General features: G+C 62.7%; 23 protein-coding genes. 9 read left to right on the top strand and 14 right to left on the bottom strand.

Annotation, left to right across the window (positions count from 1 at the left end):
• The first annotated feature begins 4 nt into the window (after window positions 1-4).
• The 5 genes from FJ417_RS17395 (at window position 5) to FJ417_RS17375 (ending at window position 5,599) form a co-directional block, all read left to right on the top strand.
• A complete protein-coding gene (locus tag FJ417_RS17395) occupies window positions 5-745 on the top strand; it encodes an NAD(P)H-dependent oxidoreductase (protein ID WP_140784322.1) in 741 nt (246 codons plus the stop codon).
• Window positions 738-1,868 (top strand): CaiB/BaiF CoA-transferase family protein, encoded by a 1,131-nt coding sequence (locus FJ417_RS17390; RefSeq protein ID WP_140784321.1) that lies wholly within the window; start codon window positions 738-740, stop codon window positions 1,866-1,868. Before FJ417_RS17395 ends, FJ417_RS17390 begins: the two co-directional genes overlap by 8 nt.
• Before the next feature lie 12 nt (window positions 1,869-1,880).
• Window positions 1,881-2,717 (top strand): MaoC family dehydratase N-terminal domain-containing protein, encoded by an 837-nt coding sequence (locus FJ417_RS17385; RefSeq protein ID WP_140784320.1) that lies wholly within the window; start codon window positions 1,881-1,883, stop codon window positions 2,715-2,717.
• Window positions 2,718-2,951: 234 nt separating this feature from the next.
• Window positions 2,952-3,425: a hypothetical protein gene (locus FJ417_RS17380; protein WP_140784319.1), complete on the top strand. Its 474-nt coding sequence runs from the start codon at window positions 2,952-2,954 to the stop codon at window positions 3,423-3,425.
• A gap of 98 nt (window positions 3,426-3,523) precedes the next feature.
• Window positions 3,524-5,599, top strand: a complete 2,076-nt coding sequence (locus FJ417_RS17375; protein ID WP_140784318.1) for a sigma-54-dependent Fis family transcriptional regulator — start codon at window positions 3,524-3,526, stop codon at window positions 5,597-5,599.
• Window positions 5,600-5,846: 247 nt separating this feature from the next.
• Here the strand turns inward: FJ417_RS17375 and FJ417_RS17370 are convergent, their stop codons facing one another.
• The 8 genes from FJ417_RS17370 to FJ417_RS17335 all read right to left on the bottom strand — a co-directional run bounded on the left by FJ417_RS17370 (window position 5,847) and on the right by FJ417_RS17335 (window position 14,980).
• Window positions 5,847-6,890 carry an NAD(P)-dependent alcohol dehydrogenase gene (locus FJ417_RS17370; RefSeq protein ID WP_140652791.1) on the bottom strand — a complete coding sequence of 348 codons (1,044 nt, stop codon included), beginning with the start codon at window positions 6,888-6,890 and terminating at the stop codon, window positions 5,847-5,849.
• A 30-nt stretch (window positions 6,891-6,920) separates the two neighbouring features.
• Window positions 6,921-8,552, bottom strand: a complete 1,632-nt coding sequence (locus tag FJ417_RS17365) for a molecular chaperone GroEL (RefSeq protein WP_140784317.1) — start codon at window positions 8,550-8,552, stop codon at window positions 6,921-6,923.
• Between the two features lie 178 nt (window positions 8,553-8,730).
• Complete coding sequence (locus FJ417_RS17360) at window positions 8,731-9,528, bottom strand: iron-sulfur cluster assembly protein (protein ID WP_140784316.1); 798 nt, start codon at window positions 9,526-9,528, stop codon at window positions 8,731-8,733.
• A gap of 5 nt (window positions 9,529-9,533) precedes the next feature.
• Window positions 9,534-10,556 (bottom strand): amidohydrolase family protein, encoded by a 1,023-nt coding sequence (locus tag FJ417_RS17355; protein ID WP_140784315.1) that lies wholly within the window; start codon window positions 10,554-10,556, stop codon window positions 9,534-9,536.
• 92 nt (window positions 10,557-10,648) lie between these two features.
• Complete coding sequence (locus tag FJ417_RS17350; protein WP_140535648.1) at window positions 10,649-11,017, bottom strand: MmoB/DmpM family protein; 369 nt, start codon at window positions 11,015-11,017, stop codon at window positions 10,649-10,651.
• Between the two features lie 17 nt (window positions 11,018-11,034).
• The gene (locus tag FJ417_RS17345) at window positions 11,035-12,093 is read right to left on the bottom strand and encodes an aromatic/alkene monooxygenase hydroxylase subunit beta (RefSeq protein ID WP_140784314.1); all 1,059 of its coding nucleotides are present in this window, start codon (window positions 12,091-12,093) and stop codon (window positions 11,035-11,037) included.
• 52 nt (window positions 12,094-12,145) lie between these two features.
• Window positions 12,146-13,204 carry a 2Fe-2S iron-sulfur cluster binding domain-containing protein gene (locus FJ417_RS17340; RefSeq protein WP_140784313.1) on the bottom strand — a complete coding sequence of 353 codons (1,059 nt, stop codon included), beginning with the start codon at window positions 13,202-13,204 and terminating at the stop codon, window positions 12,146-12,148.
• Window positions 13,205-13,306: 102 nt separating this feature from the next.
• Entirely contained in the window at window positions 13,307-14,980 is a 1,674-nt protein-coding gene (locus FJ417_RS17335; RefSeq protein ID WP_210240653.1) for an aromatic/alkene/methane monooxygenase hydroxylase/oxygenase subunit alpha, read from the bottom strand.
• 576 nt (window positions 14,981-15,556) lie between these two features.
• Between FJ417_RS17335 and FJ417_RS17330 the strand changes: the two genes are divergently transcribed.
• From FJ417_RS17330 to FJ417_RS17315, 4 genes are read left to right on the top strand one after another with little or no spacing between them, the layout of a single operon-like run.
• Entirely contained in the window at window positions 15,557-16,012 is a 456-nt protein-coding gene (locus tag FJ417_RS17330) for a hypothetical protein (RefSeq protein ID WP_140710478.1), read from the top strand.
• Window positions 16,012-16,353: a hypothetical protein gene (locus FJ417_RS17325; RefSeq protein ID WP_140784311.1), complete on the top strand. Its 342-nt coding sequence runs from the start codon at window positions 16,012-16,014 to the stop codon at window positions 16,351-16,353. The genes FJ417_RS17330 and FJ417_RS17325 overlap by 1 nt, the downstream gene beginning before the upstream one ends.
• Entirely contained in the window at window positions 16,350-17,477 is a 1,128-nt protein-coding gene (locus FJ417_RS17320; protein ID WP_140784310.1) for a WD40 repeat domain-containing protein, read from the top strand. The genes FJ417_RS17325 and FJ417_RS17320 overlap by 4 nt, the downstream gene beginning before the upstream one ends.
• Before the next feature lie 31 nt (window positions 17,478-17,508).
• Window positions 17,509-17,682, top strand: a complete 174-nt coding sequence (locus FJ417_RS17315; protein WP_181167035.1) for a hypothetical protein — start codon at window positions 17,509-17,511, stop codon at window positions 17,680-17,682.
• A 145-nt stretch (window positions 17,683-17,827) separates the two neighbouring features.
• Here FJ417_RS17315 and FJ417_RS17310 read toward each other — a convergent pair whose 3' ends face one another.
• From FJ417_RS17310 to FJ417_RS17285, 6 genes are all read right to left on the bottom strand, one after another.
• Window positions 17,828-17,965: an SDR family oxidoreductase gene (locus FJ417_RS17310; RefSeq protein ID WP_246687484.1), complete on the bottom strand. Its 138-nt coding sequence runs from the start codon at window positions 17,963-17,965 to the stop codon at window positions 17,828-17,830.
• Between the two features lie 165 nt (window positions 17,966-18,130).
• Entirely contained in the window at window positions 18,131-18,961 is an 831-nt protein-coding gene (locus FJ417_RS17305; RefSeq protein ID WP_140784309.1) for an SDR family oxidoreductase, read from the bottom strand.
• On the bottom strand, window positions 18,958-19,860 hold the full coding sequence (locus FJ417_RS17300) for an SMP-30/gluconolactonase/LRE family protein (RefSeq protein WP_140784308.1): 903 nt from the start codon (window positions 19,858-19,860) through the stop codon (window positions 18,958-18,960). Before FJ417_RS17300 ends, FJ417_RS17305 begins: the two co-directional genes overlap by 4 nt.
• Window positions 19,857-20,690, bottom strand: a complete 834-nt coding sequence (locus FJ417_RS17295; protein WP_140784307.1) for a carbohydrate ABC transporter permease — start codon at window positions 20,688-20,690, stop codon at window positions 19,857-19,859. Before FJ417_RS17295 ends, FJ417_RS17300 begins: the two co-directional genes overlap by 4 nt.
• A complete protein-coding gene (locus FJ417_RS17290) occupies window positions 20,687-21,604 on the bottom strand; it encodes a sugar ABC transporter permease (RefSeq protein ID WP_140710464.1) in 918 nt (305 codons plus the stop codon). The genes FJ417_RS17295 and FJ417_RS17290 overlap by 4 nt, the downstream gene beginning before the upstream one ends.
• 32 nt (window positions 21,605-21,636) lie before the next feature.
• Window positions 21,637-23,073, bottom strand: a complete 1,437-nt coding sequence (locus FJ417_RS17285) for an extracellular solute-binding protein (RefSeq protein ID WP_140652753.1) — start codon at window positions 23,071-23,073, stop codon at window positions 21,637-21,639.
• Between the last annotated feature and the right edge of the window lie 49 nt (window positions 23,074-23,122).

Below are 23,122 nucleotides of genomic sequence, written 5' to 3'. Positions count from 1 at the left end.
CGCTGTGAACGTCCTCATCGTCTATGCACATCCGGAACCGAAGTCCTTCAACGGCGCCATGAAGGATCTCGCCTTCGAGACCCTGACGCGGGCTGGCCACAGTGTGGTGCTCAGCGACCTTTATGCGATGGACTTCAGCCCGGTCGCCGGGCCAGGCGACATGACCGGCGAGCGCAACGATCCGGATTTCTTCAGCCTGCAGCGCGAGCAGACCGCCGCCTATGAGACGGGTCGGCTGGCGGGTGACATCAATGCCGAGGTCGAAAAGCTGAAACGGGCGGACTTCGTGATCTTCCAGTTTCCCGTCTGGTGGTTCGGAATGCCAGCGATGCTCAAGGGCTGGGCCGACCGAGTCTTCGCGCGTGGCTTTGCCTATTTGCCGGGCCGCAAATACGACACCGGCATGTTCAAGGGGAAGCTCGCCATGGTGGCCGCCACTACGGGCACCTCGGCCGACACCTATGCGCCCGACGGTATCGACGGCGACATCCTCACGGTGTTGTGGCCGATCCACAACGGCCTGCTTCGCTATGCGGGCTTCGATGTGCTGCCGCCTTTCGTCGCCTACATGCCTGGCCGCGTCGGCGACGACGGCCGCAAGGCCTATCTGGAGGCCTATCGCAAAAGGCTCGAGGACATCGACGAAACGCCGCGCCTGTTCTTCCACCCGGCTGAAGATTACGGCAAGAACGAGCGGCTCAAGCCCGGCGTGCTCGCCCGCTCTGGAGTGCAGCGTAATGTTTGACGCCGCCCGCCCGCTCGAGGGCCTGTTCGTCGTTTCGATCGAGCAGGCGGTCGCCGCTCCCTTATGCACGGTCCGCCTCGCCGATGCGGGTGCCCGCGTCGTGAAGATCGAACGCCCCGAAGGCGAGACCGCGCGCCACTACGATTCCACCGTCGAAGGTATGTCGGCCTATTTTGTCTGGCTGAACCGCGGCAAGCAGAGCGTGGCGCTCGACCTCAAGGCTGAGGAAGACCTCGCTTTGTTGCACCGGATGGTCGCCCGGGCGGATGTCCTCATGCAGAATCTCGCACCGGGCGCGATCGACAGGCTCGGTCTCTCTTGCGATGTGATTGCGCGGAAGTTTCCCCGGCTGATCGCCGTCAACATCGTCGGCTACGGGCAGGACACACCCTACGCGTCGATGCGCGCCTACGACATGCTGGTGCAGGCGGAAAGCGGCATCTGCGCGGTGACCGGCACCGCCGAGACGCCTTGCAAGATCGGCGTGTCGGCCGCCGACATCGCGACAGGAATGAACGCGCACGCGGCGATACTTGAGGCGCTGCTGGCGCGCGGCAAGACGGGCCGCGGCCGCATCGTCGAGATCGCCATGTTTGATGGCATGGCCGACTGGATGGCGGTGCCGCTGCTGCATAATGAATATGCCGGACGCGAAACCGGCCGCTACGGGCTGGCGCATGCCTCGATCTATCCCTACCGACCCTATGCCTGCCGCGATGGCGCCGTGGTGGTCTCTATCCAGCAGAACAGCGAATGGAAGCGCTTCTGCGACGTGGTGCTGCGGAGGCAGGATCTATTTGCCGACGAACGCTTCGCCACCAATGCCTGGCGGGTGGCCAATCGCGCCGCGCTGGATGCCGAGATCGAACCGCTTTTCGCGGCGATCGACTGCGAGGAAGCCATTCGACGCCTTGACGAGGCCCGGATCGCCTGGGGCCGGGTCAGCGAAATGCGCGACCTTTCGCGCCACAGGGCCTTGCGCCGGATGGAGGTCGAGTTGCCGGACGGCAAGCGGATCGCCGTGCCGATGCCCGCAGGCCGCTCCGTAGGCCTCGGCAAAACCCCTGTGGTTCCCGGCCTTGGCGCCGACTCCGATCGGATCCGGTCCGAATTCGCAGCCTGAGGAGTCAGTCATATGAGCCTGGATTCGAGCTGGGCGCTGCAGAAATGGGTCGGGCGCACCCGCGAGGTCGACGACATCGTGACCCCTCGCCTTGTCGCCAGCTTCGAGGCAACGCTTGGTCCTCACGCGGCGCGCCGCGACGAGGCCCCGCCCGGCCTGCACTGGTGCCTGACGCCTGACATTGCCGAGGCAAGTGAATTGGGCCCGGACGGACATGCCGCCAAGGGCGGGCTCCTGCCGCCGGTGCCGCTTCCGCGCCGCATGTGGGCGGGCAGCGACATCCGTTTTCTGGCGCCGATCCGCAGCGGCGACACGATCCGTCGCCGCTCGACGCTAGGCGTCGTCGAGGAAAAACAAGGGCGCACCGGCCGGCTTACCTTCGTCACTGTCCGTCACGATATCTCCAATGCCGCCGGCCCTGTCGTCGAGGAAGACCAGATCATTGTCTATCGCCCTGCGGAAGCTGGCATTGCGCCCCTGACGCTGCCGGATCCAAGGTCGCCCGCATCGCATGAACGGATCGTCGACGTCGATCCGGTTCTGCTTTTTCGGTACTCCGCGCTGACATTCAACGGGCATCGCATCCACTACGACGCGCCCTACGCCACAAATGTCGAGCATTACCCCGGACTTGTCATCCACGGGCCGCTTCAGGCGACATTGCTGATGAACTTCGCCGCGGTCATTGCCGGGCAAGCGCCACGCCGCTTCTCCTTTCGCGGCATGCGTCCCGCGATCGGCCCGCAGACCTTGCTCTTGAGCGGAACGGCTCGTGGAAAGGGCGAGATGGAAATGGAGGCGCGGGCATCCGATGGACATGTGACGGTCAAGGCCACGGCCCAATGGTGAGTTGATGACGCCTGTCGTGCCGCTGTTCGTACCGGGCTCACGGCCGGAAAGGTTCGCAAGGATCGATGGCGAGATGGTCGACCGTCCGGAGCGACCTGTAGCAGCCGCCTGCTACCTGCTGCACGATTTTCTGTGTTAGCCAATGAACGAATGGCGAGCCTTACCGACGTCGTATAGGGTCAGAAAAAAGATGCGACCCAGGCACGAAGAAGGCGAGTGAATCTGGGAGGATTCATGGTCGAAATCATCTCCAAGCGGGATGGTCCCCGGCGCGAGGACGTTCAGGTCAGGCGGCTGATTGAACAGAACCGCTCGACGATTGTGCGCCTTGCCGACCAGATCAGCAGCGGCGGCTATTCAGCATCCAGGAAGCCGCGCCAGAAACCGGAAGCCGAAGGCCTGATCATCCATGTCGGCGGTGGTTCACCGGTCGCCGCCGAGGCAGAACCATCCATCCGCGTCACCCTCAACGGCAGGGTGGTCGCAGTGGACCGGAATACAAGCCGCCAGCTTCACCATATCGGCGATGTTCGCAACCGGAATGGCGAGCAGGTCTTCGTCCTGGCGACGAAGCAGAACGGATACTTCTCGCCGGTCGACGAAACCATCGCACAAGCGCTTGCCGGCCTGGACGGGTCGCGGCTCGCGGCCTCCTACACCGAAGAACAGCTTGCCGCCGACATTGGATTGAGACTCGGCATCGCCTAACGCATCTTGCGAACCGATTATCAGGCGTCCTAACTCGCGAGACTGCAGCACAACAGCATACAGAAATACCGTGCCCCCAAAGGTTCTGTGATGGCTGAATGAAACGCGGGATCGATACCAACCAGATGAAGACCGGAGCGCTTCCGGCGCGTGCGCCGACGGCCGCCGGACAGCTGGTATTGGATACCATCGACTATGACGAGCGCGCCACCATGCGCGCCTGGGAAAATTTCCTGTCCGATCCTCCGAAATGCGCGCGTGATCCGGTCCAGGTCCGCTCGTTGATCCACGATTCCTGGTTCCGCAGCGCTACTGGCGGGATAAATGCGCAGGGCGTCGAAGCGCCGCTCAACAGCAACCGCGACGAGATCGAGTATCTGACCCGCGCCAACGCCGAGCTGCTTTCGGCGGCGCGGCGGCCGTTCGCCTCTCTCGGCCCACTGCTGGAAGGGACGGGAGCGATGCTCGTGCTCGCCGACAGCGACGGCGTGCTGATCGAAGCCATCGGTGACAAGAAGACCCTGCATGATGGCATGGACATCCATCTCGCCATCGGCGGCAAATGGAACGAGGGCGCCGTCGGAACCAACGGCATCGGCACCGCGCTGTGGACCGGCGAACCGATCTTCGTCCACGCGGCCGAGCATTTCTGCGCTGGCATCAAAGGCTGGACCTGCGCCGGCGCGCCGATCCGCGACCCGCTGGACGGGAAGATCGTCGGCGTCGTCGACCTGTCGGGCTATTCGCCGATCTTCCGTCCCCACAACACCGCGCTTGTCGCCGCCACTGCCAGGCAGATTGAAAAGGCGCTGGCCGAGCAGCAGCAGGAACAGCGCACCCGCCTGCTCGAAGCCTTCATTTCCTCCGCACCCGGTTACCGCGGAAAAGACGGGCTGGTGATCGTCGACCACCGTGGCCGAGCGATCTTCTGCAACAACGTGCCCAATGGCGATACAGCCGAGATGACGGACGGCCCGATGGAACCGGGCCGCGGTCGCTGGCTCATGAACCTGCCGGCGTCCGGTTCCGACAACGATCTCGCCAAGGCACTCCCGGCGAATCTGAGGTCTTGCCACATCACGCCGCTGAAGCTGGACGGAAACCTCAGTGGGGCGGCCCTGGTGTTCCCGGCCGCGCCAATCGTTTCGGGCGTGGCGGCGATCAACCGCGAGGCGGACAAGCGGCTGCAGGCTGCGACGTCGATGATCGTCGGCGAAAGCGAGAAGCTGCTGGCCGCCGTCGACGTCGCTTCCCGCGTGGCCCGGTCGAGCGGTGTGACGTCGTTGCTGATAGAAGGCGAAACCGGCGTAGGCAAAGAGCTGTTTGCCCGGCTTGTCCATGCTGGCAGCCAGCGCACCGACACCAACCCGTTTATCGCCTTGAATTGCGGCGCCATCACCAGGGAGCTGTTTGGCAGCGAGTTGTTCGGCCACGTGGCCGGCGCCTTTACCGGTGCCTCACGTGACGGCAAGGCAGGCGTTTTCGAACAAGCCAATGGTGGCGTGCTCAGCCTCGACGAGATTGGTGAGTTGCCGCTCGAGATCCAGCCGTTCTTGCTGCGCGTGCTGGAAGAGCGTTTGGTTCATCGCATCGGCGACAGCAGGGGGCGGCCGGTGGACGTCCGCCTGGTCGCCTCGACCAACCGCGATCTCAAGCAGGAAGTCGCGGCCGGGCGCTTCCGCAGCGATCTCTACTACCGCATTGGGGCCGTTTCGATCCGTGTCCCTGCCCTGCGCGAACGTGGCGAGGACGTGCTGTTGCTGGTCGAGCATTTCAACCGCCAGATTGCTGCCAAGGCAGGCAACAATCCGTTGCAATTTTCAACCCAAGCGCTCGACGCGCTGCTTGCCTACCGCTGGCCGGGCAACGTACGTGAACTGAAAAACATGATGGAGCGCCTGCATATTCTGGCGCGCGATAGCAGCATCGACGTCCGGGATCTCCCCTGGGAAATCACGACGGGCCACGGCAGCGGCACGATGCAAAGCGATAATCCCGCGGCCATGCTCGAGGCACCCGTTTGCACATTCGAGGATGCCGAGCGGCAGGCGATCAGGAACGCGCTTGCCGCAGAGGGCGGGAACCTGAGCAAAGTCGCCCTTAGGCTCGGCATTTCCCGGCCAACACTCTACCGCAAGCTCGAGCAGTACGGCATCCGACGCGGGTTCGTCTGAGCGGCCGCAAAAAAACAAACCCCATGGCATTCGCGCCATGGGATCGAAGATTTCAGTCAACGGAGAATGATTAATCGACGGCCGATCAGGCAGGCTGCGGCGCCTGTTCGCCAGAACCAATCACGCCGACGCGTAGCGCCAGTCCGGCTGCGGCAGCACCAACGCAAGGGGCAACGATATAGAGCCACAGTTGCGACAGCGCCGCCGCGCCGGCGCTTCTCCACATGGCATCCAGTCCAGGACTTTCTCAGGGAACGATGACGCCGCGGCCGGTGAACCGCCGGTTCTTGAAGTCGTCGAGCGCGGTGTTGATGCTGGCGAGGTTGTACTCGGTGTAGTGCATCTTCACCTTGCCGTCGGCGTTGAGCTCCATCAGCTCGACAAGCTCGGTGAAGTTGCCGACCAGGCTGCCGCCGATGTTGATCTCCTCGATGACCAGATGCGCGGTCGGCACATTGACGGCGCCGCCGTAACCCACGACGAACAGCTGGCCGCCCTTGCGGACCATCTTCCAGCAGATGTTCTCGACGCCCAGCTCGCCGACGAAGTCGATAACCACATGGGCGCCGCCGCCGGTGATCGCCTTGACCTCCTCGACGACGTTCGGCCCGCCGTCGAGCACGAAGTCGGCGCCGAGATCCTTGGCCAGCACGCGCGCCGCCGGCTCGCGATCGACGGCGATGATGCGGGAGCCTGAAATCGCGTGCAGCGACTGCAACGCGATGTGGCCCAGCCCGCCGATGCCGAGCAGGACGCAGTAGCTCCCCGGGCGCAGGAGCTTCGCCGCTCGCTTGGCGGCCCGGTAGGCGGTGATGCCGGCATCGGCCAGCGGCGCCACCTCGATCGGCGTGACGTTGGCGTTGAGCTTGATCAGTGAGCGCTCGCTGGTGATGAAATACTCGGCGAAGCCGCCATTCATGCCGAGGCCGGGGAACTGGCCGTTGTCGCAGTACATGTCCTCGCCGTGCCGGCAGTTGAGGCAGATGCCGCAGGAGCGGAACGGATGGCAGATCACGGCGTCGCCACGCTTGACCGACCTGACGCCGCTGCCGACCTCCTCGACCCAGCCGGCATTCTCGTGCCCCATGATGTAGGGCAGCAGGCTGCCGTCGGGATCCATCGTCGGCTTCCACACCCCTTCGATGATATGGAGGTCGGTGCGGCACAGCCCGGCGGCGCCGACGCGCACGATCACCTCATCCGGTGCGGTGATCGTCGGCGCGGCGACATCCTCGATCTTGAGCTTCACGTTCATTTTCGGATCGTATTCGTAGAGTCTGGCAGCTTTCATCGTCGTGTCCTCTCGGTTCCGGGAATTGTTTCAGGCGCGGCCAAGCTTTTCCGCGCCGCCGCCGAGCGCCGGCCCGGCCGTCGGGTCTTCGTCCTCGGCAAGATCGCCGATCAATGTCTCGGTGGTCAGGATCAGCGTCGCCACGGACGCCGCGTTGGCGAGTGCCGTATAGGTGACGCGGACGGGATCGATGATCCCGGCTTCGAACATGTTCTGGTAGCTGCCGGCGGACGCGTTGTAGCCGTAGCCGCCATTGATGCGCGTCACCTCGGTCACCACGGCCTCGGGATCGGCGCCGGCATTGGCGGCGATGCGCCACAGCGGCCGCGTCAGCACGGAGCGGACCAGGCGTACGCCTTCGGCGATGTCGCCATCGACACCGGTCGCCACCTTGTCGAGCAGCGGCGCGATCTGGGCGAGCGCCGAACCGCCGCCGGCGACCACGCCCTCCTCGGAAGCCGCGCGCACCGCATTCAGCGAATCCTCGATCAGCTGGATTGTCCGCTTCTGCTCGACCGGCGTGACGCCGCCGGCATAGAGGATCGCGGTGCCGCCGGAAAGCTTGGCCAGGCGCTCGCGCAGCTTGTCCTGCTCGATGTTCGGCGGGGCGGCCTCATATTGCCGCTGCACCTGCGCACGCCGCGAGGCGATCGCATCATGGTTGCCGCCACCGCGGATGATGGAAGTGTATGACGAACTCGTCTTCACGCGGTCAGCGGTTCCGAGATCGTCGACCGTGATATCCTCCAAGCGGCCGCCGAGATCGCGGGCTATCACCCTGCCGCCGGTGATGATCGCCAGGTCCTCCATCATCGCCTTGCGCCAATGGCCGTATTCCGGCGGATGCACGATGAGGTATTTGCCTGGCCCCTGCTTGCCGAGCAGCGTGACAACGACTTCCGGCGACACTTCCTCGGACACGATCAAGAGCGGCCGGCCGGCCTCGTCGGCGATGCGGCGCGCGGCCTCGAGTGATTGCGGCTCCTTGATCTTGAGATCGGTCATCAGGATCAAGGGCCGCTCGAGCACGGCCTCCATCTTCTCCTGGTCCGTGACCATGTGATGCGAGAGGTAGCCGCGGTCGAAGGACATGCCTTCGACAACGTCGAGCGTGGTCTCGGTGGTGACGCTGAAGTCGGTGGTGATGACGCCTTCGGCGCCGACGCGCTGATGCGCTTCCGCGACCAACGCGCCAAGCCTGGCGTCGGTCGCCGCGATATTGGCGACGGAGGCGAGAATGCCGTTGCCCTTGGCGGGCTTGGCCGATGCCTTGAGGGCATCCACAACCGCCGTTACGGCGAGCTCGATGCCTTTGCACAGGTCGACTGATTTCGCGCCTTGCTCATTCGCCTCGATGCCGCCCTGGATCAGCGCGTTGGCGAGCACGATGGCGGTCGTGGTGCCGTCGCCGGCGACCTCGTTGGTCTGCATCGACACTTCGCGGACGACCTGCGCGCCCATGTTCTCGAAACGGTCGTGCAGTTCGATCTCGGAGGCGATGCTGACGCCGTCGCGCGTAACCATCGGCGTGCCGATCGGCCGGTCGATCATGGCATTCATGCCTTTGGGACCGAGCGTAGGCTCGACGGCCGCGGCGAGCCGAAAGACACCACGGGCCAACGCGCGGCGGGCCTCGGAATTGTGAAGCATAATTTTGGGCATGACTCCTCCTTCCGCCTTACGGGCGGGTTGTTGGTTGGGGGCCTCGTGCGTGGGAGGCCGTTGCTTCGGTTCTGCTTAGAGCGCGTCGCGCAGAAACGGATTCAGGCGACGCGCTCTAAGTCTTTGTTTGATGCATGTCGTTCTCCCAAAACCGCTACGCACTTTTGGGCGACATGCATTAGGTGGCCGGCGCGCTTCGCTCCGGCACGCGATCCATGATGAAGTCGACCAGCGTCGGCTCGCCGTCGATCACGTCCAACTCCTTGTATCTTGCCTGCTTGAGCCCACGGCAAAGCGCGCCGTTGAACTCCATGTTGATGCGCACGGCGCGCAGTTCGGCGAGATGGGCATCGAGGGCCTCGGCCGAGATTTGGCGCCCCTCCCAGGTGAGGAAGACGGGGTCGCCCTGCCTTCGCGCCGGAAAGCGCTCGACAAGCGCTGTCCGGTATCGCGCCTTCTGCCTTGCCGCGTCGCCGGACCCGAGCCGGGCAACATCATACGCGGCAAGGTCCATGCCGAGGATCTCGCGATCCGTCAGCCCTTGCTTTCTCAGGGCGAGCAGCACAGCTTCCTGACGCCGCTTGAAGGCCTTCATGCTGAAGGTCTCGCGCAGCGCGCCGATATCCTCATCGCCGGCGAGTCCAGCGAATATATCGCCGAACGTCTTGCCTTCCTCGATGCCGCGATTGACCTCTTCGGCGAACATGTGGTCGTGCAGCCGGACACGATAGGCGGGCGACCAGGAGAGGTGGTCGAGCGCCTTGCGCACGCCGTCGAGCATGAGGAAGGCGAAGTTGGGTGAGCACCAGTAGGTCGGCAGGCGGAAATCGACCTCCACGCTGCCGTTACCCTTCACCTCGGCCCGCTCGACAAAGCCCATCTCGGTAATGGATTCGTCGAGTTCCGGGTCGTTGACCTCGCCAACGCGCCGCCAGAGTTCCTTCTCGCGGCTGTCGGAAACACTGGCGGTTGCCATGGCTCCTACTCCGCCGCGATGCTGAAGGGCGAGCTTGCGAGCGCCTTCTTCTTGGCTTCGATGTCGATGTCGTAGAGACGCGCGGCGTTCAGGCCGAGGATCTTCTCCTTGATCTCGTCGGTCAGTTGCACACCGCGTTCCGCGGCGATGTCCTGCGGGATCTGGTAGGCCCAGAATTTCTCGACAAGCCAGCGGGGCGTCCAGATCGCGTAGTCGGAGCCGAACAGGATCTTCTCCGGCCCTATCCAGAACAGCAATTCGCCGATGACCTCGCCGAAATAGCGCGGGCGCGAATGGATGAAGGGAAGCGCCACCGCCAGGCCGCCATAGACGTTGGTTTCCTGCGTCGCGATCCAGCAGAAATCGTCGAGGCGCGGCAGCCCGCAATGCTCGATGATCCAGTTGAGGCCCTGGAAATCCGTCGCCGCATGGTCGACGTCATGCACGTCGAACGCGTCCTTGCTGAGCGGGATGATCGTGGGGCCCTTGTGGACGTGGATGTTTTTGATGCCGAGCTTTTCGCACAGCTCGAAGCATTTGTAGGCATCGGGGTCGGTGAGCTTCCAGCCCTTGGAGGCGCCATTCCATTCGGCCGTGTACATCTTCACGCCCTTGACGTCGTAGGTCTCCTTGAGGAAGTGGATATATTCCAGCGCCTTCTCGCCGTCGCGCGGATCGAAGGCGCCGTTGACGATGAATCGCTCGGGATAGCGCTTGGCGACCTCGGCATTGCGCTCGATCGTGTTGAAGCCGTTCTTGTAGAAATCCTTCAGATAGGTCGACTGGACGATCGCCACGTCGTCCGGGCCGTCGATGAACAGGTCGCGGTAGAGATCGTCGGCGCTGTATTTCTCGAATTTGCCCTTCTCCCAGAGCTGTTCCTTCGGGCTCAAGCCCGTGTGATAGGCATAGAAGCAGTCGATGAACTGCTTGCCGTGGATGTTCTTCTGGTTTTCTTGGCTGCCGTCCCAGAAATGGGTGTGGCCGTCGACCACGAAGATGTCCTTGCCTTCCGGTGTCCTGTACATTTCTTGCCTCCGCAGTCGTCACGTTGATAGGGCGTCGTGTTGATGGGGTCGGCGCGCCGCGTCCGAGCGGCGCGCCGAGTCCTTGGACTTGGTCAGATGTATTCGAAGACCTCGTCCATGTTCCCGAACAGGATCACGGTGTTGTCGTCGACGCGCACCATGCGGCCGTAGTGGGTGGAGGTGTTGACCTCGAAGATCTCGGCGGTCATGTCGCGGCCGAGATATTCGCTGATCTCGTCCATCTTGAAGATCAGCTTGCCGTCGCCGTCGATGCGGATCATGGCCGGCTGGTAGGTGACGATGACCCCGGGCTTCTTGCCCATGAATTCGGCGATGGCGCGTGCCTCGACCGAGTCGTTCATGGTGACGCCGCACTGGTGCGAAATCGTCTGTTCGAAGGTGATGTCCTTCATCGACTTGAAGATGTTGGACTGCGAGGCGTCGCGTGCTGCTACTGACATGATCTTTTCTCCCCTGTTCAGCGCTTGAGGCCGAGTTCGCCGAGGATCCGGCCGATCCGTTCCTCGGATTGGGCGCGAACGTCGGTGAAGGAAACCGGCTTGGAATGCGGCATCGACCAGATCGGCTGGAGGCCGGCGGCCGCCTTGTCGGCAAGCGCGCCATGCTTGTTCACCCAGCCCTGGAAGAGCTTTCTGTTTGCCGCGCCATGCTTCTCGTCGTGGGCGAGCAGGTAGGCCAGGTCGATGGTGTTGGCGAGGTTGCGCTCGTAGTCGGCTTCAGCCGCCGAAATCACCGGCGGCGTGATGAAGTCGTGGTTGGCCGCCGCCGCCTGCATCAGGAAACCGGAGCGGAGCAACTCGCCGACCAGCGGCTCGAACACGATATTGATGGCGAAGTACTGTTCCAGATAGTCGGTCGTGCCCATGATGGTCTCGACCGCCTCGCGGGTGCTCTGCCATACGCCGTCCTCGAGCCAATGCTTCTTGCCGAGCTCGTCGTCCCAGCCGACGATGTCCATGCCGATCTCGGCGAGATAGAGCGTGATGTCCTGGGCGAGCCGCAGCTTGTAGGAGGAGTTGGTCAGCGTCGCATTGTTGATCATCTGCGTGTAACCGTAGCGCTGCGCCTGCATGAGCGACGTGCCCAGGCCGAATTCGGCGTGCTTCCAAGCTCCGAGATGCGCCTGCAGCAGCTTGGCCCAGACCTTGTCGAAGGTCTTCGGCGCGCCGGCGCGGCGGGCATTGGTGATGACGCTCTGCACCATCGTCTCGATCTTCGACTGGCGCTGGTAGTGCGTGCGTTCCCACTCCTGGTCGGGAGCCCGGAAAGCATGCCAGTTCGAGCTTCTGGCGGCAGTGTTGTCCTTGATGTAGGCGCCCTTGCCGTTCGAGAACGAGATGATCCAGTCCTGGATCAGGTAGCGCTCGGGGTCGGGCTGCACGTCGACCGTGACATCCTCATAGTGTGTGGCGCGCTGGCCTCTCGGCTCGAAGTACCGATATTTGCGGCTGTCCGAATCGGCGAAGATCGCGGCTCCCGCGGCTCCCGAACCTACTGAACTCGACGTTGCTACCATTGTCTTCACTCCCTTTGTTGCAGTTGCTCTGATGTTGTCGCCCCGGCCCGCCTCAATGGGCCGGGACGGCGTTGGACGATGTGGTGAACCGGTCGAAGAAGATGCGTTCGGTCTCGAAGCCGTTCATGAACAGCACGGGCTGCAGCGCATCGATCATGGGCGGCGGACCACAGGCATAGACGTCGCCCTGCCCGTCGACCGCGAGCTGCTTGAGCTTGGCGTCGACGCCCTCGTGGACGAAGCCGCGCTCGCCGTCCCACGCCTCGCCATTCACATGCGACAGCACCGGGATGAAATTCAGCTCCGGGTGGCGGCCGGCAAGCTCGGCGATCCTGTCGAGATAGAACAGATCGGTAGGGGTCCGCGCGCCGTAGAAGAAGTAGACGTCCCGCTTCTCGCCGCTCTTCAGGTGATCGTTGAGGATCGACCATACCGGCGACATGCCGGAGCCGGCGCCGACCAGGATCAGGGGGCCTTGCCGTCCTTCCCGCCGGAAGCAGGTTCCATAGGGCCCGGCGACACTGACCTCGGCTCCGACGCGGATACCTCCGGAATCGAGCTCTCCGGAGAACTTTCCTTCGGGGTATTTCTTGATGATGAAGGAGAGCTTTTGGGTTTCGTCCGGCGTATTTGCCATGGAGAACGAGCGCGTAATCGTCTCCCCTTTTTGCGTGGTGACCGTGATGTCGACATATTGGCCAGCCCAGAATTTTATCGGCGAGCCGAGCTCGATCTCGATGCCGCGGATGTCGTGGGTAAGATGCTCGAACTTCGAAATCCGGCCCTTGAACGTCTTCACCGCGATTGATTTCGCCAGAACCTCCTCGTCGTAATTGAGGAGCTCGACCTGCATGTCGGAATAGGCGATCGACCGGCACAACAAGACGTGGCCGCTCTCCTTCTCCGTGTCGTTGAGCGCGAAGGTCGAGTATTTAAGCATGTCGACTTCGCCTTCGAGCAGCACGCATTTGCAGGCCGAGCATTGCCCTTCCTTGCAGCCATGCGGCAGCGCGATGCCCTGGCGGAAAGCCGCGTTCAGGACCGTCTCGCCGTGTTCGACCTCGAACTCGACGCCGACCGGCTCCAGGCGCACCGTGTGAGCACCAGTCATCGATAACCTCCCAATTCCTCTCCGGCCCGTCCGCAGGACAGGAGATGGCCTTCCTCTGGAATGTCGCGGGGGTCGGAAACCCCGGCCCCCGCGCTCGGATGGTCAGTTGATGGGCGTGATGGTGAAGCCTGCCCGATACTCGGCCAGATGCTTCGCCCGATCGGCCGGCGACATGCCGCGGAGCGCATTGAGCGGCGATCCGAGGATGTTGCCGCGCACGTCGTCGAGCGTCCACTGCTCGTCGGCGCCGAAGCGCAGGTGCGGCTGCGGGATCAGTGTCTTGCCGTCGGAACGGACAAAGTTGAGATCCTTGATCGCATCGGCGAGATCCCAGCCGTCATAGAGCGTCTCCCACTCGCGCTTGCCGCTGAAGCGGCCCATCGCGGGCGTCGGACGGCCCTGATACTCATCGGCGAAGGCTTCGACAGCGGTCCAGCGGTCGAGTTCGTGGGCGAAGGTGTGCAGCTGCCCGTCGATCTCGTCGACCACCATGTCCTCGCGGATCAGGCAAGGCACCAGGCAGGACCAGCAGCGGTGCGGATAGACGTAGCCGACATCGCTGTTGAACAAGAGCACCTTCTCGCCCTTGTGGCTGAGCTTGGCGTACCATTTCCAGAAGTCGCCGAACTCTGCGTACCAGCCTGGGTATTTGTGCTCGAACCACTCGAAGTCCTTGTCGGTCTGCGCCTCGATGCGCCAGAAGTTGACCGGCCAGCCGACGGCGAAGAACTGGCCGACCTTGTGGACGTAGTTCTTCTTGGTGATGCGCTCCCAGGCGGCCTGGACGTCGTCGTGATGGATCTTGATGCCGTATTTCTCGAGCGGCAGCATGTAGGTGCGGTAGTAGTCCTCGTAGATCCAGCGGTGCCACATTTCCGCGTAGGACTCCTTGTTCTTGTCGCGGTTGGTGGTGCCGTATTCGATGAAGGTGCCGATCGCGGCGTCGACGATGGCGTGGTTCTGCCAGAAGGCGTAGCGCATGTCGCGCTCGAGCAGCAGGTGGTTCTCCGGCTCCTTCAGCGCGGCCATCAGCAGCGAGTGACCGTTGCCGATGTGGCGGCTCTCGTCGGACTGCACCGAGAGGAACACGGTCGGCAGCGCATAGTCGCCGTTGCGCGCGGCTTCCGAAGGCATGGCGACGAAGAGCGTGTTGGTGAACGCCGTCTCGGCGACGACGGTCAGGTACATGCAGGCGGCCGTCATCGTGTCGCCGGTGATAAAGCCTTCACCGAACTGGCGGCCGATCGTGGTCGCGTAGCACTTGCCGAAGGCTTCCTCGGTGATATCGAACCCTGCCGGGTCGATGTAGTTTTCCATGTACCATTTCTTCAGATTCATCTGGATGGTCGAGTGGCGGAACTCGTCGACCATCTGCATGGTGAAGCCGGTCCTGAGATCCTCGCCCGGCGCCAGCCGCGCCACCATCGCCATCGAACGGGCGGCGGAAATTTCCGGGAAGGGAATGATGGCGAGGAAGAGCTTCATCCACTCCACCCAGCGCGGCTCGACATTGCGGAACATGTCGCCGCGAAGAGCGGCGTCGAGCGCGCCGTAGACGCGATTGTCCTTTTCCTCCTGCATGGGGAAATAGGAGCGCAGCACCTGCTTCATCGGATCGCGCGGCGCCTTGGCGATCTTGTAGTCGGTCGGAAACGTCATCGCTTCCTGGACATAGGTGGGGTTCCAACCGAGGTCGGAAATCTTCTTGGTCGCCTCGCCCACGGAAATACCGCGCTGCGAGGTAATCTTGTTAAGTGTCAACGACGACATCGTCATAAGCCTCCACTAGGTTGAGCCATGGATCTCTCGATCCAGGCATGAGACGGCACACAACGCCGCCGGTGAGTTTGCGAACGGCATGACAAGGGTTGCGCCGTCAGGCGCGACACGGGGTCCAGCCATTCAAGTGGATCGCGGCAAAGGTTCTCGAGGTGGACTGCGGGGCGCTGCGACACCCCAGTCGCATCTTGCGATGGGCGTATCGAAGCGCGTGTGCTGCGGCTTCCTCCGGTCCTTCGTTCTTTTGGCACCGCGTCGGAACGCGATGGGCTTCTTGTGCAAATAGTTAAAGCAAGCGCTGTGCCAGTTTGAAAATCGGGCCTATGAGCAGCGCCTGGGCGGAGACCGTCGTGGCTGTCTCCGGCGAACATCCAGATGATTGTAACGATATTTTACATCTGTACATTACATATGTAATATTTGTGCTATTTTGTGCACTGCAATATATAATCTTAGAAAAGGCGGTACGAATAAAATAGTCCGCACCTATTCATTTCGATTATTTCATACACTATTTGATACCGATCTCGATTTGATGACCATCTCGAGCGGGAGGCAATGCCGAGAAAGACAATGCCAGGCAACAATGACAGCCCCGGCCTTCCCCGGCCAAGCCAACCGGACGACGTGACCGCCGAACTCGTCAGGCTGATGCCGAGTGACCTCGTTTTCGTCATGCGATTCATGGGTGAGAGCCAGCACCGTCTGCAAGGCCATTTCCAGGATTTCATCCGGGCCGAGCTTGCCGCCAGCGGCGTCACCACGGAGACGCATCCGATGATCCATCTGTTCGTTGAAAGCCACGCGATCCTGTTGCGCGACTTCGTGTTTTCCGGGGTATCGCTATCGCGCCAGTTTCGCATCGCCGAGATCGAGCATCTTACCGGCGACACCACGTCCATGATCCGCGTCGACATATGGGATCAACTCAAGAGCCATATCGAAACCGCCGAAAAGCAGTTCCAGAAACAGGTAGACGGCCTGCCGGGATTGCTGTCCGCTTTCGAAAAACCAGCCGAGAAAAAGTGATGAGCGGCGGCACAAGACGCGACGCTGGGCTGGCCGTGCTGGTCGCTCAACGATTGGCTCTCGTCGCCGAAGTCTCGGCGCTCACCGCCGAAGCGCAGCGGCTCAATCAAAAGCTCTCCGGCATCCAGATCGAGGTGCTGCGCCTGGAGCTCGAAATCGGGAAGCATGGCGGCGGCGCTGAACTGGTGCGGGATTTGCCTGACGCTGAAGCGAGTGCCGAGGCCATGAGGCAGGCATGCATCGAAAGCGAGGAACGCATCTTGGCAATCGAAGGCAAGGTCGCGGATGTCGACCGCGCGCTTGCCGAAGCAACGAGCGCCATTAGGGGAGACAAGCCGTGAACCAGCAAACAACGCAGAACCTGGCGCTGTTCGACCTGCTGGCACGAAGCTGGCGGCGCCCGGCCGCGGTTGCCGATGTGTGCTTCAGCGCCGATGGCTCCGCCATCGCATTCACATCCGTGGACGGATCCGTCGCAATCGGCAAGGTGGCGGATCAGGAACCGCCGGAGGCAAGGATCCGGGTCAGCGGCGATCTCGGACAGACGACGATCCGGCCCCGCGAGAAGCCGCTCGCACCTTTGATCGCTTCCGCATCGCTTGGGGACGGCGATGTCCCGATCGTCGCTTATTGCAGTTCTGGCTTCCTCGTCGGCACGAGTGCGGGTGAAGCCACGCATTTTGCACCCGACGGCGCGATTGCGCCAACGCCGATCAAGATCGACGGACCGATCCTCGCTATCGCCCATGGTGCCCCGAAGGCCATGACGGCCTTCAGCGATGGACATGATGTGTTCCTGGCGCGCGCCAACGATGAAGTGGTAAGGCTGCGCCAGGCAGCGTCCTCATCGACGCACGCCATCGCGTTCTCGCCGGACGCGAACCGGCTCGCGTTCGATTCCGGCAACGGGCTGTCGATCTGGGCGGTCGACGGCGGTCCCGGGCTCATCAACGAATTTTCCACTCCCTCACGCCCGGCTTCCATCCGCTGGAGCTACGACGGCTCATGGCTGGCCTGCGGACTTGAGACAGGAGGCTTTGGCCTTGTGCGCCTGTCAGATGGCCGATCGGGCGTAGTCGGCGGATTTCCTTCGCCGGTCCGGACCGTGTGCTGGAGCACGCAAGAGAACACGCTGTTTGCGTCCGGCGCATTCCGTATTGCTGGCTGGTCAATGGCTGTCCCGCCATTTGAGCATGCGGCTTCCGGCGCGCTGGAAACGGGTCGTGCGGCACCTGTTCCAGTTGAAACAATGGCGGCGCATCCGGTGAGAAGCCTTATCGCCGCCGGCTACGCCAACGGCCGCATCACAGTCGCCCAGATCGGCTCGCGTGACGAGCTCGTCGTGAAATTTTCAGGCAGCGCGATCACAGCGCTGGCCTGGTCCGGCGATGGACAGCACTTGGCTGTGGGCATGGTGGATGGAACTGCTGCGATCGTCACCTTCCCGGCAATGCTTTTCAAATAGCCAGGGCGAAGCCCGACAACAGGAGGATGGAATGCAAACCGAGCTCACTGCAGAGGAAAAGAGCAAGGACGCCTTTTTCGAACGCCTTGCCAAATTGTCGGAAGAGATGGTTGCCAAGCACGGCAAGGATTTCAGCATGGGGGCGCTGGTGCTGGCCGCGCGGTGGATCGCCGAAAACCGGGCGGGTCCGCTGAAGACCAATTGAATTGCCGATGCGCTCTTGACCCGGCGCGCCCTCAAGAATGGCAGAGCTGTTCGCATGTTGCTGGGCCCGGACCCGCAGGGGCCAACGTGCCACAGCTCGAATCGCCCGCGCTAACGATCAGCATCGACAGTTTGTGATCGGGAACTCAACGGGCAAGATAGCCACCGTCAACCGCCAGGACATGGCCGGTGACGATCTTGGCAGCCGGTGACGCCAGATACAGAACCGCCGCCGCCACATCGGCCGTGTCGGCGAAAGCGCGCATCGGCATCAGGTCCAGCAATGTCTTTACGCCGGCCCACAATGAGCCCAAAACGTTTTTGGCCGAGGTCTTCCATCAATTGAATCAAAGATAATGGTAGGCCCGGAGGATGTGTCACGGGTATTGATTTTGCTGGCCTTTTCGTGGGCCAAAGGCATCAATGTCCCGCATTGCCCGACGCCCGTTTCAGCCAGCAGCGATCCACGGCGGATCGCGGTAGTTGTCCCAGGTCGCGCCGATACCGGCGTCGACCGGGATCGCAGCCCCGGTGATGCCATTGGCGATCGGCGACGCGACAAAAGCGATCGCGGAGGCGATATCGCGCGGCGTCAACACCCGGCCGAGCGGATGGCGCGCTGCATAGGAGGCAAGTATCTCGTCGCCGTTCGGCAGTGTTGCTAGGCGGCCCGCAAGCAGCGGCGTGTGCGTCACGCTCGGGCACACGCAATTTACCGTTACACCGTCGCGCGCCAGATCGAGCGCGGCGGCGCGGGCCAAATTGAGGAGCGCGCCCTTGGATGTGCAATACGAAAACATGCCGTGCTCTGCCTGCAGGCCGTCCAGGCTGGACAGCAGCACGATCGCGCCTCGCTTGCGCTGTCGCATGCCGCTGGCGGCCTCGCGCGTGACCAGGAACGAGCCACGCACATTGACGGCCATTACCTGCTCGAAATCCTCGACCGAGGTTTCGAACACCGGACCGCCGGCGCCCAGTATCCCGGCACAGGCAACCGCAACGTCGATCTCGCCGAGCTGTTGGCGCGTCGCCGCGAAGGCATCCACAACCGTTTTCTCGTCGCCTGTATCTCCATTGAAGGCAACGGCCTTGCGCCCAATCTTCCGCACAGCCTCGGCCGTGGCATCGGCCGCGCCGGCGGTCCAATCGAGGACCGCGACATCGGCGCCCAGATCGGCGAGCGTCAGCGCCGTCTCGCGGCCGATCCCGGAGCCGCCGCCGGTGACAAACGCAACCTTTCCCTTGTAGGAGAGGCCCGGAAAGGCTTCTCGCGCACTCATGCCTTGGCCTCCATCCCGATCGAGCCCTTGTAGGTAGGAGCGCCGCCGCCAGGAAATGTAAGCCGCCACAATCGCCCCGCATAATTGGGCTCTGCGCTGCTAGCCAGCACGCTGGCGTCCGTTACCCAAAGCGTTTCGCCATCGAAGGCAAGATTGGTCGGACAGCCGCCGGTGCGCACGAAGCCCTTCGGCGTGCCATCGCGCGCCAAAACGTGAAACCCTTCGCCAACGAGGTCGGTAACGAGCAGGGAGCCGTCCTTGGCGATCGCCATGCCATCGAGAATGGGATTCTTGCCTGGCATCCTGCCGAGATCCTCAATCGTTCCGTCGGTTTTCAGCCGGCAAACATGGCCGGTGTAGGATTCATCCCACACGATCGAGCCGTCGGCCTCGACGACGACCCCGTTCGGAAACGTTGGCGCGGGAAACGCGACCTTCACGCTGGCCCTGCCGTCCGGCGACAGTGCATAGATGTAGCTCGGATCGGGATTGGCCGGATTATAGGTCCCCGGATCGGTCCAGACCAGCGTGCCATCCGGCCCGAAGACCAGATCGTTCGGCCCATTCATCTTGACGCCGTCGACTTCGCTCACCAGGATTTCCGGCTTGCCGCCTGGCCGCACCCGCTGGATCGACGGCAAGGTCATCTCCGCTGCGCGCCACGGGCCGACCGTGCCGCCGTTCTGGCAAACGTAGAGCGCGCCGTCGGAACCCAGCACGCATGAATTCGGCGCGCCGGTCACGTAGGCGAATTGCCTGGCCTTGCCGTCCTCGCCGACGAGGGTCAGCTGGCTGCGGTAGCTCTCAACGAAGACGACGCTGCCGTCCGGCATCACGGTCGGCCCCTCCGGCCAGCCGAGATCCGAAGTCACGAGTTCCGGCTTGAGATCGTAGTTCATTTGACAGCTCCGGCGGTTATTCCGCGCACAATGTAGCGCTGGACGAAGAGCGAGAAGATGAGGATCGGAATGACCGTGACGACACCCACCGTTGCGGCGATGTTCCAGTCGATCGGACGCTGTGCGCTGACCAGCGTCGCGGCGCCGAGCGAGATGGTCTGGAACGCGCGCGAATCGATGACATACAGCGCGACGAGGAACTCGTTCCAGATGAACAGCGCGCCGAACAGCGCCGCCGTGACGAGGCCGGGCCTGACGATCGGCAGCATGACGTACCAGAGCGCGCTGACGCGCGTGCAGCCGTCGATCAGGGCCGCCTCGTCGATCTCGCCTGGGATCTCGTCGAAGAAGCCGATCATGATCCAAACCACAAGCGGCAGCGAGAAGGCGACGTAGGGCAGGATCAGCCCGGGATAGCTGTCCTGCAGGCCCGCGGCCTTGACCATCAGGAAAAGTGGGATCGCAACCGCGATTGGCGGCATGAAACGCATAGATAGAATGGTGCTGGCAAGGCGCTCGCTGTTCTTGAAGCGCAGCCGCGAAAACGCGTATGCAGCGGGCGTGCCGATGACAAGCGCGATCGCCGTGGCGATGCTGACCACGATCAGCGAGTTCAACGTAAAGCTCAGCATGCCCTGGCTGAACAGCACCTCGTTGTAGTTTTTGGCCGCCTGCACCCAGGTGAACGTCAGCTTCGGCGGCACCTGCGCCAGGATCTCGATGCGCTTCTTGGTCGACAGCACGACGAGATAAAGGAAGGGTGCTGCGCCGACGATCGCAAGCACGATCAGAAACAGATAGGCGATGATCCTGCCGGGCCGGAACTTCATCGTGAATTCCCTGGCCGCAGCTGAACGTATTGCAACAGGACCGTAGTGCCGACGGCTAGGATGATGAGCATCATATAGGCGACCGCAGCCGCATAGCCGTAGTTCTGGAACTGGAACCCGTTCTGGAACGAAAAGAAACTCAGCGTCGTGGTGCTGCGCGCTGGACCGCCATAGCTCAGCCCGTAGATCAGATCGAAGGAGCGGAAGGCGTCCACCGCGCGGAAGACGGCGGCAAAGACGATCGCCGGCCTCAACATCGGCAAGGTGATGCGGCGGAAGGTAACGACCGGGCCAGCGCCATCGACCTGCGCCGCTTCGAACACCTCCTGCGGCAGGGCTTGCAGTCGGGCGAAGACGATCATGAACACGAACGGCGTCCATTGCCAGCAGTCGACCATGATGACGGTAACCATCGACATGCTGACCGTACCCAGCCAGTCGGGCGGCGTCAGTCCGACCGCTTTGATGGCCCAATCGACAAGTCCCCAGTCGGGATTGAGCAGTGCCCGCCACATGACACCGACGACGATTGGCGTCATCAGCATCGGCAAGAGCAGGATGCCGCGCACAATCCACGACCCGCGCAGCTGGAGGTTGAAGAACATGGCGAGCGCAACGCCGAGAACCACCTGGATCGCCACCGACAAGGACACCATGACGGCGCTGTTCCAGGCCGCGTTCCAGAACTGCGGATCGACCAGCAATGCGCGATAATTGTCGAGACCGACGAAATTGCCGGTGCCTGTCGCCGCGGTGAGGTCGGTCAGCGACAGGCGCAGGCTGTGGAACAGCGGATAGATGCTGAAGATGACGAGATAGGCGATGCACGGACCGAGGAGCAGCCATACCGACCTCCCCGGCCTGTCGCGCGTGCCGAACACGAATTTCGCCGACGCCGGCGCAGCAATGCTCATCACTCACTTCCAAACCGACGATCGTGAGCCGATCAGGCGAGATGGCCGGCCTTGCGCAGCATGGCCTCCCACTGCGTCTGTACCTTTTCGCAGGCGGTCTTGGCATCCTGCGTGCCGATCAGCGCGGCGTTGAACTCGACATTCATGATGTCGTTCAACTGGAAGAATTCCGGGATCAGCGAGGTTGGAATGATCTCCGCCGTCGACGCCGCTTTCAGCGCGTCCGGCAGATAGGGTAGCTTGGCAACAAGGTCGGGATCGGTGAACGCCGAGGTGCGGCTGGCGTCGATCTGGTACTTCTCGACCTCGAACTTGTTGAACGCCTTGCTGGTCATCCAGGTCAACGCGAGCCAGGCAGCATCCTTCTTGGCCGGATCGATGTTCTTCGGAATGCCCATGCCCCAGCCGCCCTGAATTGCCCGCGCCGTCTCGCCCGGTTTGGCCGGCACTGGACCGGTGCCCGTCTTGTCCGACACCATCGAATTGTCGCCGTTGAGGATCGGACCGGCGATGGTCGACCAAAAGATCATCTGCGCGATCTTGCCGGTGGAAAAGCCGTCGACGTTCTCGGCAAAGCCGTATTTCGTCACGTTTTTCGGCGCGTAGGGCAGAAGATCGATCAGCATTTGCAGCGCGCCGATGCCTTCGGGCGAATTCACGTTCGGTTTGAAGTTCTTTTCCTTCGGGCTGCCGCTCATCAGCTTGCCGCCCGTGGTGATGAAGCGCGTGTACCAGTCGACGGCGGCGAGCGAGAAATCATTGGCGCCGATGAAGGAACAGCCGGCGACATCGTCCTTGTTGAGCTTTATCGCCGCGTCTTTGAACTCGTCCCAGTTCGTGGCTGGCTTCAGGCCCGCTGCCTCGAACAGATCCTTGCGGTAGAAGTAGATGACCGAGCCGGAATGCAGGCCCGGAATGCCATAGATGTCCTTGCCCTTGCCGACGGTCCCGGATGCCATGTCGAAAATACCGACATTGGACATGGCCGGCGGCAGGAAGTCGGCGACGTCCCAGTCCGGAGGGGTCTTCGACGGATCGTCGATGTAGGAATTGAGCTGCTCGTAATAGCCGGCGCCGACCTGCTGGGTGGTCAGGAAGCCGAGATATTCGATGAGCTCGAACGAAGAATGGTCGGCCTTCAGGTTCTGCAGCGTCTTTTCGATCAGCGCGCCCAGCGCCGGAGACGTGATCTCCAGTTCCATGCCGGTGTCTTCCTTGAATTTGTCCAACATGTCGCCCAACGCCCGGTGGTCGTTCTCGTCGCCCGTCATCAGGATGCTGAGCTTGGTGCCGGCATGCTTCTTCCAGTCGAAATCGGCGGCGAGCGCCGGGAAGCCGAAATTGGCGAAGGCGCCGGCGATGCCGAGCATCGCGGCGCGCTGCATCAGATCCCGACGCGTGAGGCCGGCCGCGTCGGCATGGCCGGATTTGGCCTTGGCGAGATGCCTGTTGTCCAGTTTTCCATCCATGATTCTCTCTCCCCGGTTTTCTCTTCACCGCCGGTTTCATTCATCCGGC

This window comes from Mesorhizobium sp. B3-1-7, assembly GCF_006439385.1.
GTDB lineage: Bacteria > Pseudomonadota > Alphaproteobacteria > Rhizobiales > Rhizobiaceae > Mesorhizobium.
This window is presented reverse-complemented; position numbering and strand designations above follow the sequence as displayed.